The sequence below is a fragment of the Nonomuraea sp. GTA35 genome (genome assembly GCF_041950525.1).
GTDB lineage: Bacteria > Actinomycetota > Actinomycetes > Streptosporangiales > Streptosporangiaceae > Nonomuraea.
The window spans coordinates 579,772-599,171 of the sequence record NZ_JBGNUV010000001.1 but is presented as its reverse complement, the minus strand read 5'-3'; the positions used below and the strand labels follow the sequence as shown (position 1 = coordinate 599,171).

Here is a 19,400-nt window from a genome sequence, read left to right as displayed (position 1 = left end):
GAGGCTTGCAGTGTCTCAACCGCAAGAACCTTGGAGGTCAGTGATGACGACGACCACGACGGGGCAGCCCGGCAGCGACGTCGATGCCGGCGGACGGGTGCCGGACCAGCTCGTGGCGGCGTACCGGGAGAACGGTTTCGTCCGAGTACGGGGCGTTCTCGACCCGGACCAGGTCCAGCGCTTCCGGGCCGCCGCCGAGGCGTTCCTGCAGGCGCATCGCGCGGAGAGCCTGGAACAGCGGGGCGTCTTCAGCCAGCTGGTCAACGTCTGGCAACATGACCCGACGCTGCGGGAGCTCACCTTCGACCCGCGGCTCGGCCGGATCGCCGAGCAGCTCGCCGGGTTCCCGCTGCGGCTCTGGCACGACCAGATGCTGGTCAAGGAGCCGCACAACAACGCCGCCACCGAGTTCCACCAGGACCGCCCGTACTGGCCGCACGCGGGCGACCGGCTCCCGCTGTCGGCGTGGATCGCGCTGGTCGACGTTCCCCCGGAGCGGGGCTGCATGACGTTCCTGCCCGGCACCCAGCATCGGACCGGTCTGCGCCCGCAGGACCTCCACCACGAGGAGGACCTGTTCACGATGGACCCGTCGCTGCGCTGGATCCCCCGCGTCACCGTGCCGCTCCGCGCCGGCGACTGCACCTTCCACAGCGGCTACACCGGCCACATGGCGCTGCCCAACCGCACCGACCAGGCCCGGTTCGCGCACGTGACCATCTACATGGACGAGGCGGCCCGTTACAGCGGGACCGAGCACGTCGTGACCGACCCTCTCGGCCTCGCCGCAGGGGAGCGGCTGGACGGCGACACCTTCCCTCGCCCCTGGGCTTAGACGGCTCGGGTTGCGCCGGTCAGGAACGCCGGCGGCGGCGTCCCCCGAACGTATCGCCGGACGATATCGATCCAGCCGGCGCTAGCATCGCCTGCCATGGCGATCACCGAGGACACGATCACAGGACTGCGAGCCGCGGCTGTCGCCGGGAACCCGGACGCGGCTCGCGAGCTGGGCCGCCTGCTGTGCATGCTCAGGACCGACTCCCCGGAAGACGCCATGGACAGCGACTTCCTGGCCACGTGGCCGGAGGAGCCCTGGCTCCGCGCCGCCCTGCGCGCCCGCCCTGACGATCAGCTCGCCGCCGTCCTCCTGGCGGGGCGGCTCGTCCAGCAGATCGCCTTCTGGCAGATCGACGACGACCATGCGACGGCGCATGGCGAGGACGACGGCACGCTCGCCCGCAGACATGACGAAGCACACGCCCTGTACGCGAGCGTGCTGAGAACCGATCCCGGCAACGCCGCCGCGCGCGCCGGGGTCGCCGCCCTGAACGCCTGGGCCGACGACACCGGCGACCTGGAGAAGGAGCCGCCCTTCTCGTACTACGAGCTCGTCATGGAGGCGGGATCGGGCTCGTTCAGCCATTCCGAGCACGTGGTCGCCACAGATCCGGACGAGGTGCGCTGGGCCTGCTCCCGGCTCGTGGCCCCGATGGTGGCGCAGGCAGGGGAGCCTCCCTTCGGCGTGGACCTCGATCTGTTCACCTACTCGGACGGGCGGCTCGACAGCGTCGTTCGTCTCGCTCCGCGCCGCGGCCGGCGACACCGGGGCGACGCCGCCATCCAGGCCATCACCCGAGCGTTCGGTCAAGTTCCCGCCGTTTACCCGGCGCCGGCGTCCAGCGCCGCCCGGAGGCGGTCCTCGTCTCCCCGTCCGGCGTGGCGCAGGGCCACGACGAGATCGGGTGGATGTACCAGCAGGTCTTCACGGCTTTCCCGGACTTCTCCATGGCGGCCTGGTTCGAGCTGGGCGGCTGCGACAACCCGGCGATCACCGAGTGGACCTACACCGCCACCCACACCGGGCCCCTCCTGCTGCCCGGCGGGCGCGAGATAGCGGGCACGGGCCGCCGCATCACCGTCAGGGCCACCTGTACCGCGCACGTCGCCGAGGGGAAGATCGACTCGCACCGCGAGTACTACGACCAGCTCGAACTCTACAGCCAGCTCGGTTTCGGCCTGCTGGAACTCGACCGCATCCCGGCGCTGTGAAACGCGCCGGGAAACGCGCTGTGACCGGTGCGAGCCCTCGATCCGGGAGGCGGCCCCGCCCCCACGCCCGCCCGTCCGGGCGGCGGGGGTGACCCGTCCGCGCTGCCACGATCACCGTGCAAGCCGGCTGCAAGCGCCGCCCGGCATGATCCGCTTCGAGAAGCTCGCCGGATTCGAGCGGTCGGCGACCCGTAGATCAGGAACGGCATGACTGGCACCCCCTCGCCCACCACCGGACACCTCCGGGCACCCCGGCGGCCGGCCCCATGAGCAACAGCCTCGTCCTCGACCCCGACCTGCCCGAGGCGCACCGCCGGGCGATGGCCGCCCGCCCCGAGCTCCTGCCGCCCCCGCCCGACCGGCCGGCCTGGCGCGGGCGGACGTTCGCCGACGTGCTGACCGCCCTGGCCCTGTCGGCGCTCTGGGGGTTCCTGCCGCTGGTCCCGGCGCTGGCCCGCCGCGGGCGTCCACGGTTACCGCTCGTCGCGGCGGCGCTGCTGCAGGCGGCGCTCCTCGCGGTCTGGGCCGGCCGCGGCTTCCCGGCGTTCTTCCTCGCCGGCCTGGCCGCGCAGGGTGTCGCGGCCGTGGTGCTGCTGGCCCTCGCGGGCGAGTCGCCTGCGGCCGAATACGGCCGCCGCCACCGCGGCAGGTACGTGCACGCCTCGATGCTCGAACCGCTGGACGCCGCGCTGCTGGACCGCACGGTCGACGCGACGGAGACCGTGCTGAACTCCCCCATCGATCGGGACGGCCTGCTCGACGGCATCGCCAACCGGGTGACCCTGCCCCGGCAGGCGTGGGAGATCGCCGAGACGCTGACCGAGCTGACCCGGCTGCGGCGCGAGCAGGGCTCCGCCCGCGCCGGCCGCGTCACCGACCGCATCGGCGAGGTGCTCGCCACGCAGGAGGAGGCGCTGACCGTGGCGACGCGCGCGCTGGCCCGGCGGATCTCCGCCCTGGAGGAGTACGCGCGGCGCACCGAGGAGGCGGAGGCCGTCTACGCCGAGTGGCGCACGCTGCAGGACCTGGCCGAGGACGGCGAGGCCTACCGCGAGCTGCTGTCCAGGACGGTCCGCGACCAGCTTGCGGCCGGCGAGGTCGGCGAGCTGGCCGAGCGCGCCCGGGATCTGGAGGAGTCCCTGCGCGACAGCGTCGAACAGGCCCGGCTCGCCGGCCTCACCCTGGTCACCCGGGAGGGCTGATCCATGCCCAGAATGTCCGACCGCATGCGCGGCCTCGTGGCGCCGCTCCCCCGGTGGGTCCCGCTGCTCGGCGGCGCCGTGCTGGTCGCCGAGCTCGTCGTCGGCCTGCGCCTGGCGACGGGCGAGGAACGGCCCGCCGCGGTCGCCCCGCCGGCACGGATCTCACCCACCCCCGCCGAGCCGCCGGTCCAGATGCCCACCCCCACCGTCCCGAGGCCCAGCCCGGCCCACAGCGCGACCTCGGACGGTCCCGCCGTCGAGCGAATCGCCGAGGGGACGGTCGTGGCGCTCCCGAGGTATCCCGGCCGCGGCTCCAAGGTGATCGGCCGGGTGACCGACCCCAGGACCGGCCTGTCGTTCGCCGAGCTGGGCGCGCCCTGGCGGCGGAGCCGTCCCATCGGTGACGGCCCCGTCCAGGACGGCCGCTACAACCTGCGCCAGACGCTGCTCACCGAGACCTACGGCCCGGACGACGACCGCAAGTGGTGGGCGGACATCGACTCCCAGCACCTGTGGAGCGAGCTCGACGCGGGCGACAGCCCGTACGACGCCGCCCGGGCGATGCTCGACGACCGGCAGCGCAGCGCGTTCCCGGCGGGCACGGCGGGCGAGGACATCGCCTCGCAGCCGGTGCGCGGCGGCTGGCTGCTGGCCAGGATGATGCGGATGCCGCCGAGCCCGGACGGGCGCGAGGCGGCGCAGGAGCTGTCCGTCGCGATCGCCGTGGACACCGGCCGCCCGCGCCCGGCCGTCCTGTGGATCACGATCCCCGACACGCACCGGCACCTGTGGCCCGACGTGCACACCTTGGTGAGATCCCTCAAGGTGGTCCGGGCCTGAAGGGGCCGCGACCCTGCCGCCCTGGAAGACGCGCTGCGCGACCATGGACGACGCCGCCTCGCCGGGGCGGGTGCTAGTTCGGGTTGTTCGCGTGGGTGAGGGTCTCCCACGCGACGAACAGGTTGTTGGTGCCCGCGGGCCGCTGCCGTTCCGTGAGCGTCTGCGTGTTCGTCATCGCGACGCCCATGCGGGTGTGCAGGCCGTTGAAGCCCACCTCGGTGACCGGGCCCAGCCCGAGGGTGAGGGAGCCGCCGCACAGCCAGGACGGGACGGCGGTGCCGAGCTGGTACTTGGAGTGGAAGCCGAGCGCGTGCCGCAGCCGCTCCGCCACCTCGGGGTAGAGGTCCTGCCCCTGGATGCGGCTGATCTCGGCGATGTGCGAGATGGACGACAGCCCGTAGCCCGTGTGGGTCAGGTCGCGGCAGGTCTCCTGGCTGAGGCCGTCCACGAACGTGGTCTGGTCGTGCCAGAACCTGATGATCTCGGCAGGGGTGTCCACGCCCCCGACGGGCGGCGCGACCGGCAGCGAGCCGTCGGCGGAGAGGTAGACGTAGGCGGGCAGGCGGGCGCGGAACTTGGCCACCGCCCGGTCGTAGGCGGCGCGGTCCTCCAGGAAGACGGCGATGCCCAGGGCCGCCTCCGTCATGGTCAGCTCCCAGTTGCCGTTGCTCGACGAGCCGCCGGCGACCTCGGGCAGGTACACGTTGCGGAGCATGGTGGCGAAGCGGCCGGCGTTGGGCCAGCCGGTGTAGGTGTAGCGGATGATCTCGGCGGCCCGCGGCCAGACCGAGCCGGCCCAGCCGCTCTGCAGGGGCGCGTTGCTGTTGGTGTGGTCCTGGATCGTCGCCGACCAGGCGTCCATGATCGAGATGGCCTTCTCGGCGTACCGGCTGTCGCGGGAGATGTACCAGCGCAGCGCGAGCGTGTACGCCGCCAGGGCGTCCTCGCGCTCGTCGGTGCAGCCGTTGTTCGGGTTGGAGTAGGACCCGCACTCCACGATGGCCCGGGGGCGCGGGGTCCGGTCCAGGGAGGCGTACCGGCTGGCGTTCATCTGGTCGTAGGCGCTCTTCCACGGCTGGGCGTTCGCCTGGACCCGGGCCCGGACGAAGTCGAGCTGCGGCCGGCTGACCAGCACGCCGGGGTGGGTGAAGGTGGCAGGGGCCGTGCGGGCGGCGCGAGCGGTCGCGCCGGCGGCTCCTGCGGCCTCGGCGGTTCCGCCGGGGAGGCCCGCGACCAGCAGGGTGACCAGCGCGGAGAGGGAGAGGAAGGTACGGCTGCGCAAGGGGAGATCCCTTCGTCCACATACGTGTACGGCAGGCATGAGTCTGGATGGCTGCCGATGATGGCGAACATAGAGTCCACGCCGGGCCCGGTCAAGGCTTTCTGTTCGTAAACTTTCCTATTGACAGCCCACTTTTCGGCTGTTTTGATCGCAGTTGATTTGCGGGCGCGTGACCCGGGCGGCGCCTCAGGAGGGGGTGTTCCGGCACGGGACAGTCTCTTTCGCCCGGGCGGCTCAACCGAATCGTGACCTCAGTGTCAGGTGTTCGACTGACAAGCCCGCGTTCCCGTCGTCCATAGGCTCACAATCCAGCCGCCGGACGAGCACGGTGCGGGTGGGTTGCTGTCGTTCGACGGGCGAAGCGGGGGACATGAGGCACGGCATCCCGGCCATCGTGGCCGCCACGGCATGCGCAGGGCATGGCCGGCGCCGTTCCTGAGGACGCCTCCGCTCGGTCCCCGATCGCTGCGCGAAGGCGGGTGGCACTGGGTTCGCCGAACAGTCGCTGGTCCGTTCTGAGAGGTCGCCGATGTCCACGCCATTCCCGCCGCCTCCCGGCCGATCTCCTGGCCGGCCTCCCGGGCCGCCGCCCGGCCGGCCACCGCAGGGGCCCGGCATGCCCGGGGCGCCCGGTTGGCATCCCGGTGGCGTTCCCCCGATGGGGTCAGGAGGACCGGCGCCGGGCGGGCCGGGCGGGCCGCGGCGGACGCCCTCGCGTCACCGCGGCGGTGGCGGCTCGAAGGGGCCGCTGATCGCTCTCGTCGTCACGCTCTGCGTCGTGCTGGTCGCCGGAGCGGCGGCCGGAGGCTGGTTGCTCCTCAGCCGCGACGGCGACGGACCGCGATCGTCCACGAACGTCCCCGGTGACCGGCGTGCGGCGACCCGGTCGCCGTCGCCGGCGAGCGAGGCGGTGAAGGTGAGCCTGCGGCCGATCACCGGCGACCAGCTCTGCGCCGCCGTCCCGGACGCCCTCCGCAAGAGCCTGGTCACCGACGGCAGGTACGGCGGGAAGAACGCGTCGACCGGGGCCGCCACCGCGACGGAGAAGCGGGCGGCCTGCTCGTGGGACAACAACAAGATGGACGTCGGCGGCGGCGTCATCGGCCACCGCTCGCTGAGCATCTCGGTGGAGGCCAGGAGCACCGACCGGCAGAACGCGCTCGAGTACGCCAAGGAACGCTTCGCCGAGGAGAAGGAGCGCAACGACGAGCGGGTCAACGTCAGGGACGGCAAGCGGATCGACGGCAGCACCACCGGCTCGGCGTTCGGCCCGATCAGGGAGCTGACGTACGGCGACGCGTCGTACAACCAGACCTGGATCGGCCACAGCGGGCTCAAGGCCGGCGTGTACGTCCGGCAGGGGCCCTGGCTCATCAAGATCGAGTACGGCGGCAGCAACCGGACCGGCGGCAGCCCCGCGGGCGACGACGTGCGCGCCGGAGCCGGCAAGGTCGCCGAGCGCGTCACCGCGGAGATGGCCAAGGACGCCGCCAAGGTCAAGCTCACCGGGCCGTGCGGGATCCTCACGGCCAAGCACGTCGAGTCGGCGTTCTTCCCCCACGCCGAAGGGCCGACCGTCGGCGGCCGCGACGGCCGGATCAAGCAGACCACGTGCGGCTGGAAGGTCAGCGAGTCCGTCCCGCACGAGCCCGGCGAGCCCTTCACGGCCCGGGGCGGCGAGCTGAGGATCCACCTGGTCGACTGGGGCGGCGGGGGCCTCGGATCGGCGTTCCAGTTCGACCGCGACGCCAAGAAGTACGACCGCTACCACGCCAAGGGCGGCATCGGCGACGACGGCCTCCACATCGCCTACGAGCCCAGGCAGCAGATCGCCGGGCTCGGCCAGAAGGCATTCGCGGTGGTCTCCACCAGCACCAGGCCGGGCCGAGAGGACGATCGCCCGCTGCGGGAGGTGCTGGTGAAGGTGCTGACCGGCGACCGGACGATCGAGTTCGTCTTCAGGGGCACGACGACCGGCGGCGGCATCGTCGGCGCCCCCGGCTACCAGGAGCCGGCGTTCGAGCCCGCCGTCGCGCAGCAGGCCGTCGTGAAGCTGGCCAAGGCCTTCGTCGCCGACCTGACCTGACCGCCGCCGCACCCGGGGAAGCCGGCGCGGCCGAGGAGGAACGATCAGGACAGGCGGAAAACCAGGTGCCTGGGTCCCGCTGCACGCCCGGCACGTCGTCGTCGCGCAGGGATTCACGGCGTTCGAGGATCGGTACCGGCGGCTGCACCTGCTGCTCGACGCCTACGGCTACGAGGGTGACCGTTCGGCGTTCGGCCTGGAGGTGGCCGACCGGGCGCAGAAGAACGCCGAGTTCATCCGGCGGCACGCCGAGGGCGGCGAGGAGGTCTTCCAGACGCTCTTGCCGTTCGCCGTGAACCTCGAACAGGCAGTGGCCGAGATCGAGGAACTGCCGGGCTCCTTCTGGGTACGCGCCTGAAGGAGCCGCCAGGGGTGGACGCTGCCATGGCGGATATGGGACAGCGCCTCCGGCCGCCTGCGCCGGTCCACCCCGTGGTGCTGCCTCCAGCCTTCCGGTGGGAGGCAGCCGTTCCGAATCCTTTGCGCGGGCCTTTCCGGTTGTTCGGGCGAGATCAGCCGGCGGGCTCGCCGAACCAGCGGGAGAGGTGGCCGTCCAGGTCCTGCTGGTCGTCGCCGATCCAGGCGACGTGGCCGTCGGGGCGGAGCAGGACGCACGGGGCATCCAGTTCCGCAGTGGGATCGGCGAGGTAGTCGACCCGGTCCGACCAGCCACCGGCGGTCAGGCGTTCGGTGCGGTCCAGCAGCAGGCCGCGGCCGCGATGCAGCAGACCGTAGAGGTGGCCCTGTTTCACCTCGATGTCGGGCAGGCGGCGGCCGAGCAGGTCGGGGCCCTCGCCGAAGTCGTAGCGGATGCCGATCGCGGTGATCTTCTCGGTCAGATGGCGGTTCACCTCGTCGAGGTCCATCAGTTCGGTGATCAGCCTGCGCACGGCCTGCGGGCCCGGTTCGGCGGACAGCAGTTCCGTCTGGGCGCGGGTGTTGTCCAGCACGTCCTCGGCGACCGGATGGCGTTCGGCCTGGTAGGTGTCCAGCAGTGTTTCCGGCGCCCAGCCGCGGATCTGTGCGGCCAGTTTCCAGCCGAGGTTGAACGCGTCCTGAACGCCCAGGTTGAGGCCCTGCCCGCCGATGGGCGGGTGGATGTGTGCCGCGTCGCCGGCCAGCAGCACCCGCCCGGACCGGTAGCGTTCGGCCAGCCGGGTGGCATCCCCGAAGCGGGACAACCAGCGCGGGGAGTGCACGCCGAAATCGGTTCCGGCGATGGCGCGCAGCTGTTGTTTGAAATCCTCGAGGGTGGGCGGTTCCGCGCGGTCGCCGATTCCGGCGGCGGGGACCACGACGCTGTACATCCCTCCGCCGAAGGGCCGGAGCCAGAACGGCTGATGGGTCTCGCGGATCTCGGCCACCTTGGCGGCGATCTCCTCCTGCGGCACGCCCGCTTCCATCTCGCCCATCAGTGTCTCGGTCCGCGAGGGCTCGCCGGGGAAGGCGACGCCGAGCAGTTTGCGCACCGTGCTGCGCGCGCCGTCGCAGCCGACGAGGTAGCGCGAACGCAGCCGTTCCCCGTCGGCCAGCTCGACGGTCACGCCCCCGTCGTCCTGCTCGAGACCGGTCACCGCGCAACCGCGCCGGACCTGCGCGCCCAGCGCGATCGCGTGCTCTTCGAGCAGGTGAACGATGACCGGCTGCGGGATGCCCAGCAGGTAGGCGTACGCGGAGTCCAGGCCCTGGGGCGCGGGTTTGGGGATGGCGGCGAAGAAGCCGCCGGCCGGACGCCGTCTTCCATGCGGGACAACGCGATCCAGCAGTCCGCGCATCGCCATCAGTTCGAGACTGCGCATGTGCAGACCGACGATGCGGACGAACGACGCGGGCTCGGTGTCCTTCTCCAGAACGAGTACCCGTACATCGTGCAGACGCAGTTCGGCGGCCAGCATCGCACCGGTCGGCCCGCACCCGGCAATGATCACATCGAAGGTGAGGGGGGCGCGCTCGCCTCTGTCGTTCGACGACGGCTCGGCGGTGACCTGCGGAGAGTGCATAGGTGTTGCCTTTCGGGAGTGCCTTGTTGGCCAGGCGCTCCCGGCGACACCTACGTCGATCGCCCGACCGTGACGGCAAGGGGGAGCACCCACATCGATACAGCGTTCATGGGTCTCACCTCCTCGGGCGGTGTCACGATCAACTGCAAGCTACAAGCCCGAGCGTCATCCCGTCCAACCCTTTACCAGCCTCGCCCGCGCCCCAGCACCCGGAGGGAACCCCGACCGGCCTGTGGAACCGGCGCCCGCCGTCGCACGGCGGATGCCGTGCGCGGCGCTGGATCAGCGTCGCAGCCATTCGTCGAGCAGCGCGGCCTCGGCTTCGCTGAGATGGGGCAGTTCGGGCAGGAGGGTGCGGAAGGCCGCGACGACGGCCGCGGGGTCCCGGGTGGGGACAGCGGGCTCGTCCGCGAGGATCGCGCGGGCGATCGCGTCGAAGGCGGCGTCGGCCAGGTGCGGGTCGCTCTGCCCTGGTGGCAGCGTCAGCAGGGTGTGGACGGTTCCGATCCCCGCGGAGCGGATGAGGTTGACGGCGCGTTCCTCGCTCACCCGAAGCCGCCCGGCGGCGGCGACTCTGTGCACCCGCTCGGCAAGGATCTGCACGCCCTTGGCCTGTGCCGGGGTGTCGCGTGCGCGGGCCGGGTCGAGCAGCAGGCCGTAGACGTAGGGGTTGGCCAGGCCGAAGCTGATCTGCGTGTTCCATCCGGCGCGGAGGTCCTCCACGGGGTCGTCCGAGGGCGCGGCGGTCTGCTTGCTCGCCACGTGTTCGGCGAAGACGTGCTCCGCGGCGGCGTCCAGCAGGTCGTCCTTGTCCTGGAAGAAGCGGTAGAGGGCGGGAGGCTGCAGCCCGGCCTCGCCGGCCACGCGGCGCGTGGTCACCGCGGCCGGGCCCTGGTCGCGCAGCAGGCCGGCCGCGGTCTTCACGATGCGGTCACGGGTGACGTCTCTCCGCTGCGTGTTCGGTGCCATGGTCACGATGGTATCGCCCATACCTGACACGTGATGCTATCGCTGATATCACCAGCCTTGCCCTGTCGGCTGGAGGTAGACATGCTGGTAGAGCCGATCTCAACTCTGGACGGTGCAGGGCGCTTGCATCCAATGGCAATATCAGTGTTACCGTTATTTCCGTTCCGTTGGAAATCAACAGACTGGAGCCACCGATGCTGATCGTCACGGGAGCCACCGGCCACCTCGGGTCGCTGATCGTCAACCGCCTGCTGGAGCGGGTACCGGCCGGCAGGATCGCCGTCAGCGTGCGCGACGTGAGCAAGGCCGCCGACCTCGCCGAGCGCGGCGTCCGCGTCCGGACGGGAGACTTCACCGAACCCGACGGCCTGAAGCACGCCTTCGAAGGCGCCGAGCGCATCCTGGTCGTCTCCGCCGCCATTCGGGGCGACGGCGCGTCGGCCGCCAACAGAGCCGCCATCGACGCGGCCCGGGAGGCGGGCGCCCAACGCATCCTGTACACCAGCCACCAGGCCGCCTCTCCCCTGTCGCTCTTCCCGCCGCAGAGGGTCCACGCGGCGACCGAGGAGCATCTGGAGCGGCAAGGAATCCCCTACACCGCTCTTCGCAACGGGTTCTACGCCTCCACCCTGGGCTCCTACGTCACCGCGGCGCTGGAGACCGGCACGCTCGCCGTGCCGCAGGACGGCCCGGTGTCCTGGACCGCCCACGAGGACCTGGCAGAAGCCGCGGCCCTCGCCCTGACCGAAGACGGAGCGCTCGAAGGGGTCACGCCGCCGCTGACGGCCCCCCGTACACTGGACTTCGCCGACGTCGCCGGCATCCTCACCCGCATCACCGGCCGGACCGTCACCCGAGTCGTCATGGACGACGACGAGTGGATCTCCGCGGCAGTCGCCGGCGGGATGCCGCGGCCGGCTGCGGAGTTCTTCCTGACGATGTTCTCGGCGTCGCGCAAGGGCGAGTTCAACGCCACCAGCCCCACGCTCGAAGCCACCATCGGTCACCCCGCGAAGACCGTCCACGAGGTCCTGGAGGCCGCCTTGCGCTCCCGTTGAGCCGGCCCGCCCACCGCCGTCCCCCCGACCTTTGGCACAGATGCCACCAGGGAGTGAGTATGTCCACGCTGGTTCTCGTTCACGGTTTCTGGCACGGTTCCTGGTGCTGGAGCGAAGTCGTCCCCCACGTGGTGGCCGCCGGTCGCCCGGCCGTCGCGGTGGACCTGGCGGGGCACGGGCTGTACGCCCGCCGTCCCCGGTGGTTCACCGGACAGCCGTACGACCGCGAGGCCGTCAGCACCGAGGTCTCGCCCGTGGGTCACGTGAGTCTCGACGACGCGGCCGCGTTGCTGACGTCGCAGATCCAGCGGATCGGCGGTGGCGAGCCGGTCACGGTGGTCGCCCACAGCGCGGCCGGTCCCGTACTGACGCGGGTGGCCCAGCAGCTGCCCGAGCTGGTCGCGCACGCGGTTTACCTTTCCGCCTACATGCCGGCATCCGGCGTGCCGGCCGCGGCGTACACGCGGACGCCGGAGGCCGCCGACGACCAGGTGGCGCCGTTGTTGCGGGGCGATCCGGCCCGGACAGGCGCGCTGCGGCTGGACTTCGCCACGGACGACGCGGCCTACCGGCAGGGGCTCTACGAGGCGTTCTACGGTGACGTGGACCCGGTGCTCGCCGACGCCGCCACCGGCCTGCTGACGCCCGACGGTCCGATCGGCATCATGCTCGGCACCACCACCCTGACCCGCGACGGCTGGGGATCGGTGCGGCGCACGTACCTCACGTGCGGCAGGGACATGGCCATCAGGCCGGCCCTGCAGGCGAGGTTCATCGCCGAGGCCGACGCGGACTTCCCGGACAATCCGACCTCCGTGGTCGCGCTCGACGCCTCCCACTCGCCCTTCCTCTCGATGCCGGGCGAGGTGGCCGGCATCGTCACCCGGCTCGGCTGAGGCCTCCCCCGCGTGGCCGGGCCGCCTCCTGTCAAGCCGGTGCTCCCGGATCGGCGAAGGGCGGCGGTTCGGGTGGCCGGCCGGTGACGGCGGTGACGATGTCGGCGGCGACGTCGTGCAGTTTGCGGTTGCGGTTCTGCGAGGCCAGGCGCAGGACCTCGAAGGCGTGGGAGGCGGTGCAGCGGCGCTGGCCCATGATGATGCCCAGCGCCTGGTCGATGATCGCGCGGCTGGTCAGCGACTGGCGCAGGTCGTCGGTCAGCTCGACGTGCTGGGCGGTGGTCAGCACGGCCTGCAGCAGCACCCCGGCGTGCTCGGCGGTGGCCGCGATGGCCTGGCGGGCGGCCGGGCCGATGGCGGCGTCGGTGGTGGCGTAGACGTTCAGCGCACCCATCAGCTCCTCGCCGCCGCGCAGCGGGTGGGAGTAGATGCCGTGCACGCCGTGGGCGAGCATCTGGGCCGGGTAGTCGCCCCAGCGTTGCTCGCTGGGCATGTCGGTGACGGTGACGATCTCGCCGGTGCGCATCGCCTCCAGGCAGGGGCCGCCGTGGCCGTTGTTGTACTGGATCTCGTCGATCATCATGGCGTGCGCGCTGGTGGAGGCCACGGTCAGCACGCGACCACCGCGCCGCAGGGTGACCCCGACCAGCGAGGCGCCGGGGGTGGAACGGGCGGCCACGTCGGCCAGGCGGCCCAGCGCCTGCTCCACGTTGGCGGTCGACAGCAGCAGCGCGGTCAGCTCGCGCAGATACGGGGGCATGGGGACGGGTACGGGCTGGGCGGGTACGGGCTGGTCGGCCATGAGACGGCACACCCCCACGTGAGGGGGTTCCCTTTCTGGGCGCAGGCGTCGCTGTCGCGCCATGTCCGGCAACCGGACCGCCCTCACCGGGGGAAATCCTCAGGCGGCCAGCACGGGCGCGCACCTCGTTGCGCGACTCCACCCGCCGAAAGCGGCGGCGTCCGATCTCCGCCACGTCCGACCTGATCAACAAACACGCTGCTAAAGCACAGTTACCTCTACTCTACGCCCTGAACATGGTGAGCCGCCGACGATCGCACCCCGGACCTGTCGAGATCCCGTACGAGAGATCGTCGCCGATCTGCCGGCCGCCCGGCCAGGGGTGACGCGGTAGGCGAGCAGCCCGCACAGGGACGCCGGCGTGCGCTGCGATGAGGGCACGCCGGCGCCTTGTCCCCGGCCGGCTCACCGGCATTCGGACGGCCGGCCCTACGTTCGGTCAGGCGGGCAGCACGTTGTCGGTGAAGGCGCCTTCCATGTTGCCGCGCTCCTCGAAGACGAACACGATGTAGGTCTCGAAGTACTCACCGGGCTGCCCCGCGACGCGCGCGATGCCGACCTTGGTGCTGGCCTTCCAGACCAGCTGGGTGAAGTGGCCGGCGGCGGAGGAGAACTTGCCGGCGGCGAAGTCGTAGGCGGAGATCTCGTCATACCACTTCTTGACCGCCTTCGACCCGGGGAGGGCTTCGGCGTCGCCGCCCCAGAAGATGTTCTCCCCCGTCTGCGCGCGCAGGCCGGTGTGCCCGGCTGCGAGCTTTTCCTGCTCGGAGCGGGACAGGGCCCGCTCCAGGGCGTAGGCGTTGAGTTCGGGGTCCATGACCATGGGCGGCGCGTGGTGCTTGGCGCGGTAGGCGTTGGCCTCGGCGAGCGCCTCGGCCTGGAACTCCGGCGTGGTCGCGTTGGGCAGGGCAGGGCGAGTTCCTGTCATGAGACATCCTTCGAATTGCGCTGGGAGACGCTGGCCGGATCACGATCGCTGAACGTCGCGGCCTTCTCTCGGCGGTGGGCGACCCCGACCGGGGCCGCCTTCTGCTCATCCTCCGCCGCTGGTACGAATCCGCCAGATAGAGCCTGTGTCCAACATCGGACACCCGGCCACACGTCACGAGTGCCTTTCACCCGCTGCAGGGCGCCCCGGAGGGGCCGGCGGCAGGCAGGGGTCTGTCCGGTGCTGTCAGGCGTGGTCGTGGAGCTGGGCGCGGGCGTTCGATGCTGGTGTCGGTGTCGGCGGGGCGGACTTCGACGCCTCTGTCGGTGAGGGTGAGGAAGTGGCGGCCGGCGTTGGCGCCCTTGGCCATCCGCGCGTACACGGCCAGGTGGTGGTCGCCGTGGTCGGCGATGAGCCGGTCGAGGGCGGCGTTGCCGTCGGCGAGCTCGGGGGCGTCCGAGCCGCGCAGGGCCAGCAGGATGCCTTGCTGGGAGCCCAGCAGCAGGTCGCCGACGGCTCGGTCGGTGTCGTCGGCGGGCGGGTCGACGGTGATGACGGCTCGGGTGAGACGACGGTGGAGCCGTCGGGCGCCCGGTAGCGGGCCTGCAGGCGGTAGGTGCCGGGCTCGGGGAAGGTGAAGCCGCCGGCGCCGTAGCCGAGGTAGGCGCCGGCGTACAGAGCTGGGGTGCCGGCGTCGAGGGTGAGGCGACGGTGGCGGCCGCAGTCGCGGGCGATCGGCTGGAAGGGGCGGATCTCACCGGCCGGATCGGTGATCAGAACGGTGAGGTGGCTGCCTCCCGGCGTGAGATCGTCGATGGCCTCGGCCGCCGGGCGGCTGCCGTCCAGGGACAGCTTGATCTCGACGGTGACGGGTTCGCCGTGGGAGAAGGACTCGCTGCCCGACAGCCGCACGCGCAGCCCGGACCGGCTGGGGGCGGGCGACGGGAGGGCGGGCAGGTGGGCGGCATCGGTCATGAAGGGTTTGCCGCCCATGACGACGTCCGAGTAGAAGCCGTGGCGCATATGCCGGAGCTCGCCGGGGGGGTGAACTGCCAGGCGAACACCGACCAGAAGGCGGCTTCGCCGTCCTCTTCCGCCTCCGGGTCTCCCTGGTAGTCGTCCTGGTAGTTCATGAACGACTTGTCGCCGTAGCCGTTGCGCGGGCCCAGCGGCTGCGGGGGGATGGCCTCGTTCTTGCCGAAGGTGTGGGCCAGGTTGAGGGCGTGGCCGATCTCGTGGATGAAGGTGAACAGTTCATCGCGCGTGCCGAGTGTCTCGACGTCCTTCATGACGTCGTAGAAGGTGGCCATGCCCTGCCGCTGGAAGGCGCCGTCGCCGTCGAACATGGTGCCGTCGGCTTGCTGGGGGTACCGTCGTCGTAGGCCTGGCGATTGGCGATGAAGGTCCACAGTTTCCACTGCGGGGCGTCGCGGTGCAGGCTGAAGTGGCGGGCCATCGCGGCGTGCAGTTCGGCCACCGACCACATCTCGTCCTTGTCCGCCTCGGACAGAGCCACCTCGTTGGCGGTGCCCCCGGTGCGCAGTTCGGCTCCGGCGTCGGCGAAGGCCGCCTGGACGGTCATGACCCTCTTGTCCAGTCCGAGCGGGCGCGGATGGTCGGGGGTGGCGTACTGGCCGGCCGGCGTGGTTCCTGCGATGTAGTCGATCTCCCAGTCGATGCTCCGCAGGAACCGGGAGGTGTACGCGCAGCTCCAGAGGCGAGATCAACGGCGTCTGAACCGACACCTCGACGCGCCCGTCCAGCGGCACGTCGGGTCACTCCCGCCCCTCCGGCAACGAACGGAGCCCACCGCAATCAGCGCCTTGGCCTCATCCGGCCACCCCATGCCCAGCCGCGGCCCCACGGCGAGAAGGCGAGAGCACGTTGCTTGCACTGAGTGCAGATGCACCGTGGACGCAGAGGCCCTAATGTCTACGGGTGAGCTCCACGTCCCCCGGCATCCGGCCCGCTGTCGCAGCGGACAGGGCCGAACGCTGGCACCGCCTGCGCCAGGCCGCCCTGACCCTGTTCGAGCAGCGCGGCTTCGCCGCCGTGTCGATCGACGACATCGCGGCGGCCGCCGGAGTGTCCCGGCGTACCTTCTTCAACCACTTCGACACCAAGGCGGGAGCCCTGTTCGACCCGGCCCCCGGCGAAGCGGCCCAGGTCGCGGAGCTGCTCGCCCGGGAAGCCGGCACCGACCCGTGGGCCGCCCTGACCAGGGCGCTCAAGGCGTACCTGACCGCGGAGTTCCGGACGGTGTCCGCGCGGCGGCGCATCCTGGCCGGCCAGCCCGAGCTGAACCGCTTCCTCCTGCTGGCCAACATGCACTTCGAGGAGTCCATCCTCCGCTGGCTCGACGATCGCGGAGTCACCGGCCTGCGTGCCAGGGCGATGAGCAGCATGGCGCTGGTCTGCGTCCGGGAGAGCTTCACGGCGTGGGACTGCGAGGGTGGCCCGGCGCAGCTGTTCGAGATCCTGGACGAGATGTTCGCGCTGGCCGCGGCGGGAACGGCGGCCATCCGCACGGCACCGGCGGTGCACACGGAACCCGCCGCCGACCGGGTCACGCCGAAGGCGGGCCAGACCCGGAGCCGGATCCTGCTGACCGCCGAACGCCTGTTCGCCGAGCACGGGGTGTTCGCGATCTCCAACCGCCAGATCAGCGAGGCCGCCGGCCAGGGCAACAACGCCGCGGTCGGCTATCACTTCGGCACCAAGGCCGACCTGCTGCGGGCGATCGTCGAGCACCACACCACGCAGATGGAGCGGATCCGCGAGCGGCTGCTGCGGTCCAGGGGTGACAGCACCGATCTGCACGACTGGGTCGCCTGCGTCGTGCTGCCGTTCACCGAGCATCTGAGCAGCCTGGGCCCCCCGAGCTGGTACGCCAGGCTCGCCGCTCAGATCATGACGGAACCGCAGCTACGCGAGCTGGCGGCCGCGGGCCTGCACGACGCGCCCCGCTTCCACGCGGTCGTCGAGGGCCTGCACCGCTGCCTGCCCGCGCTCCCGCCCGAGCTGCGCCGCCGGCGCGACGACATGGCGCGCACGCTGCTCGTGCACACCTGCGCCCATCGCGAGCGCACGCTGCCGGCCGACGCGGGCGCGGCCAGAGCCGCGTGGTCGGCCACGGCCGCCGAGCTGATCGATGCCGTCGAGGGGCTTTACCTGGCCCCGGCAACCGAGCAGCAAAACAATCATTTGACTTAATTTTCCACATTCGGTTAGCTTTCCTCAGACGGGGCGATCATCGTCCGCCGCTGCAGCACGCCGCCCCGTCCGATCGGTCCTGCGCCGATGATTTCCGTGCCGCTTCCCCAGGCGCGGCGATGACTCAGCGGCTCCCTGATCGGAAGGGCATCCATGGACCACCCCTCGCCGCCGCCTGCCCACCTCACCGTCGCCGAGCTGGGCTTCGACCCGGACGCGCTCCGCGCCAGGTACCGCCACGAGCGCGACCGCCGGCTGCGGCCCGACGGCAACGCCCAGTACCGGGGCGCCCGCGGCGAGTTCGGCTACTACGCCGCCGACCCGTACACCGAACGCGCCGAGCGGGAACCGGTCCGCGACCGGGTCGAGGCGCTGGTGGTGGGCGGCGGCTTCGGCGGGCTGCTCACCGGCGCCGCACTCCGCCAGGCCGGCGTGGACGGCATCCGGATGCTGGACGAGGCCGGCGACTTCGGCGGCACCTGGTACTGGAACCGCTACCCCGGCATCCACTGCGACATCGAGTCATCGGTCTACCTGCCGCTGCTCGAAGAGGTCGGCTACGTCCCCACCATGCGGTACGCGCCCGGCGAGGAGATCCGCCGGCACGCCGTCGCGATCGCCGAACTGTACGACCTGTACCGCGACACGCTGTTCCACACCCGCGTCACGGAGCTGCGCTGGGACGACGCCGCGGACGAATGGCAGGTACGCACCGACCGCGGCGACGACTTCCGGGCCCGCTACGTCGTGATGTCCGCCGGCACCCTGGCCCAGCCGAAGCTGCCCGGCATCCCGGGCATCGAGACGTTCCGCGGGCACACCTTCCACACCAGCCGCTGGGACTACGGATACACCGGCGGCGACCAGAACGGCGGCCTGCACAAGCTCGCCGGCAAGCGGGTCGCGGTCGTGGGCACCGGCGCCACCGGGATCCAGGTCATCCCGCACCTGGGGCGCGACTCCCAGCACCTGTACGTCTTCCAGCGCACCCCCTCGTCGGTCGACGTACGCGACAACCGCCCCACCGACCCGGCCTGGGCCGCCTCCCTCAAGCCCGGCTGGCAGCGGGAACGGATGGACAACTTCCTCACCGTCGTCACCGGCGGGCGCGCCGAGCAGGACCTGATCGGCGACGGCTGGACCAGCACCGCGCGGCTGCAACGCAACCTGATGGCCGGCACCGTCGACACCGACCTGCCGCCCGAGCAGCGCGCGTACCTCGACGAGATCGCCGACTTCCAGAAGATGAACGAGATCCGCGCCCGCGTCGACGAGATCGTCACCGACCCGGCCACCGCGGAGCTGCTCAAGCCCTGGTACCGCTACATGTGCAAGCGGCCCACCTTCAGCGACCACTACCTGCAGACGTTCAACCGGCCCAACGTCACCCTGGTCGACACCGCCGACCACGGCGGCATCACCGCGATGACCGAATCGGCGGTCGTGGTCGGCGATCAGAAGTACGAGGTCGACTGCGTCATCTTCGCCACCGGCTTCGAGGCCGGCGTCTCCGGGATCGTCTCCGGCGCCCTTCCGGTGTACGGCCGCGACGGCACGCCGCTGCTCGGCACCTGGCGGCAGGGCCCGCGCACGCTGCACGGCTTCTACAGCCACGGCTTCCCGAACCTGTTCCACCTGGGCCCGCTGCAGAACGCCTCCGCGGTCAACTTCGTGCACATCCTGACGGAGCAGGCCAGCCACATCGGCGCCGTGGTCCGCGAGGCCCGCCGGCGTGGCGTCGCCGCGGTCGAGCCGAGCAAGGACGCCGAGGAGGCGTGGGTGGCCACCATCCGGGAGCTGTCGCCGGACAACAGCCGGTTCCAGGCCGAGTGCACGCCCGGCTACTACAACAACGAGGGCAAGCCCCGCCCGGCCAGCATGACGTACGGGCCCGGCCCGGTCGCCTTCCACGAGCTGCTGCGCCGCTGGCGTGCCGAGGGCGGCATGGACGAGGTCCTGGCGAGCGGCCGATGACCCGCCGGAAGGCCGAACGGCCGCAGTTCCCCCATGCTTCCCCACCGGCGCGTGGCAAGCCCGCCTGATGCCGGCAAGGGGGTGACACAATGGGCGGCATC

18 protein-coding genes and 1 pseudogene are annotated in these 19,400 nt (G+C 71.6%); 10 read left to right on the top strand and 9 right to left on the bottom strand.

Features of this window, described 5'->3' with window-relative positions:
- Positions 1–43 precede the first annotated feature (43 nt).
- Positions 44–835: a phytanoyl-CoA dioxygenase family protein gene (locus ACBJ32_RS02655; RefSeq protein ID WP_375125238.1), complete on the top strand. Its 792-nt coding sequence runs from the start codon at positions 44–46 to the stop codon at positions 833–835.
- 81 nt (positions 836–916) lie between these two features.
- Here the strand turns inward: ACBJ32_RS02655 and ACBJ32_RS02650 are convergent, their stop codons facing one another.
- On the bottom strand, positions 917–1,648 hold the full coding sequence (locus ACBJ32_RS02650) for a hypothetical protein (RefSeq protein ID WP_375125237.1): 732 nt from the start codon (positions 1,646–1,648) through the stop codon (positions 917–919).
- Positions 1,649–1,698: 50 nt separating this feature from the next.
- Between ACBJ32_RS02650 and ACBJ32_RS02645 the strand changes: the two are divergent.
- From ACBJ32_RS02645 to ACBJ32_RS02635, 3 genes and pseudogenes are all read left to right on the top strand, one after another.
- Positions 1,699–2,049: pseudogene (locus ACBJ32_RS02645) on the top strand (ester cyclase); the annotation flags it as partial.
- A 266-nt stretch (positions 2,050–2,315) separates the two neighbouring features.
- A complete protein-coding gene (locus tag ACBJ32_RS02640; RefSeq protein WP_375125236.1) occupies positions 2,316–3,251 on the top strand; it encodes a hypothetical protein in 936 nt (311 codons plus the stop codon).
- 3 nt (positions 3,252–3,254) lie between these two features.
- A complete protein-coding gene (locus tag ACBJ32_RS02635; protein WP_375125235.1) occupies positions 3,255–4,091 on the top strand; it encodes a hypothetical protein in 837 nt (278 codons plus the stop codon).
- 73 nt (positions 4,092–4,164) lie between these two features.
- On the opposite strand, the gene ACBJ32_RS02630 is transcribed toward ACBJ32_RS02635, so the two are convergent.
- Positions 4,165–5,373: an alginate lyase family protein gene (locus ACBJ32_RS02630; RefSeq protein WP_375125234.1), complete on the bottom strand. Its 1,209-nt coding sequence runs from the start codon at positions 5,371–5,373 to the stop codon at positions 4,165–4,167.
- Positions 5,374–6,031: 658 nt separating this feature from the next.
- On the opposite strand from ACBJ32_RS02630, the gene ACBJ32_RS02625 reads away from it, so the two are divergent.
- Positions 6,032–7,459, top strand: coding sequence for a hypothetical protein (locus tag ACBJ32_RS02625; protein WP_375125233.1), 1,428 nt, complete (start codon positions 6,032–6,034; stop codon positions 7,457–7,459).
- A 202-nt stretch (positions 7,460–7,661) separates the two neighbouring features.
- Positions 7,662–7,817: a hypothetical protein gene (locus ACBJ32_RS02620; protein WP_375125232.1), complete on the top strand. Its 156-nt coding sequence runs from the start codon at positions 7,662–7,664 to the stop codon at positions 7,815–7,817.
- A 154-nt stretch (positions 7,818–7,971) separates the two neighbouring features.
- On the opposite strand, the gene rox is transcribed toward ACBJ32_RS02620, so the two are convergent.
- Both rox and ACBJ32_RS02610 read right to left on the bottom strand, forming a co-directional pair.
- Complete coding sequence (rox, locus tag ACBJ32_RS02615; RefSeq protein ID WP_375125231.1) at positions 7,972–9,459, bottom strand: rifampin monooxygenase; 1,488 nt, start codon at positions 9,457–9,459, stop codon at positions 7,972–7,974.
- Between the two features lie 282 nt (positions 9,460–9,741).
- Complete coding sequence (locus tag ACBJ32_RS02610; RefSeq protein ID WP_357883463.1) at positions 9,742–10,428, bottom strand: TetR/AcrR family transcriptional regulator; 687 nt, start codon at positions 10,426–10,428, stop codon at positions 9,742–9,744.
- 194 nt (positions 10,429–10,622) lie between these two features.
- Between ACBJ32_RS02610 and ACBJ32_RS02605 the strand changes: the two genes are divergently transcribed.
- Positions 10,623–11,486: an NAD(P)H-binding protein gene (locus tag ACBJ32_RS02605; RefSeq protein WP_375125230.1), complete on the top strand. Its 864-nt coding sequence runs from the start codon at positions 10,623–10,625 to the stop codon at positions 11,484–11,486.
- 59 nt (positions 11,487–11,545) lie between these two features.
- A complete protein-coding gene (locus tag ACBJ32_RS02600; RefSeq protein ID WP_375125229.1) occupies positions 11,546–12,382 on the top strand; it encodes an alpha/beta fold hydrolase in 837 nt (278 codons plus the stop codon).
- Positions 12,383–12,413: 31 nt separating this feature from the next.
- On the opposite strand, the gene ACBJ32_RS02595 is transcribed toward ACBJ32_RS02600, so the two are convergent.
- The 5 genes from ACBJ32_RS02595 to ACBJ32_RS02575 all read right to left on the bottom strand — a co-directional run bounded on the left by ACBJ32_RS02595 (position 12,414) and on the right by ACBJ32_RS02575 (position 15,694).
- A complete protein-coding gene (locus tag ACBJ32_RS02595; protein ID WP_375125228.1) occupies positions 12,414–13,184 on the bottom strand; it encodes a GAF and ANTAR domain-containing protein in 771 nt (256 codons plus the stop codon).
- A gap of 439 nt (positions 13,185–13,623) precedes the next feature.
- Positions 13,624–14,112: a CAP family protein gene (locus ACBJ32_RS02590; RefSeq protein ID WP_375125227.1), complete on the bottom strand. Its 489-nt coding sequence runs from the start codon at positions 14,110–14,112 to the stop codon at positions 13,624–13,626.
- 246 nt (positions 14,113–14,358) lie between these two features.
- Entirely contained in the window at positions 14,359–15,105 is a 747-nt protein-coding gene (locus ACBJ32_RS02585; protein ID WP_375125226.1) for a hypothetical protein, read from the bottom strand.
- Positions 15,084–15,458, bottom strand: a complete 375-nt coding sequence (locus tag ACBJ32_RS02580) for a hypothetical protein (RefSeq protein ID WP_375125225.1) — start codon at positions 15,456–15,458, stop codon at positions 15,084–15,086. Before ACBJ32_RS02580 ends, ACBJ32_RS02585 begins: the two co-directional genes overlap by 22 nt.
- Positions 15,398–15,694 (bottom strand): hypothetical protein, encoded by a 297-nt coding sequence (locus ACBJ32_RS02575; protein WP_375125224.1) that lies wholly within the window; start codon positions 15,692–15,694, stop codon positions 15,398–15,400. Before ACBJ32_RS02575 ends, ACBJ32_RS02580 begins: the two co-directional genes overlap by 61 nt.
- 356 nt (positions 15,695–16,050) lie before the next feature.
- On the opposite strand from ACBJ32_RS02575, the gene ACBJ32_RS02570 reads away from it, so the two are divergent.
- Both ACBJ32_RS02570 and ACBJ32_RS02565 read left to right on the top strand, forming a co-directional pair.
- A complete protein-coding gene (locus ACBJ32_RS02570) occupies positions 16,051–17,325 on the top strand; it encodes a TetR family transcriptional regulator (RefSeq protein WP_375125223.1) in 1,275 nt (424 codons plus the stop codon).
- Positions 17,326–17,478: 153 nt separating this feature from the next.
- Positions 17,479–19,299, top strand: a complete 1,821-nt coding sequence (locus ACBJ32_RS02565) for a flavin-containing monooxygenase (protein ID WP_375125222.1) — start codon at positions 17,479–17,481, stop codon at positions 19,297–19,299.
- Positions 19,300–19,400 lie beyond the last annotated feature (101 nt).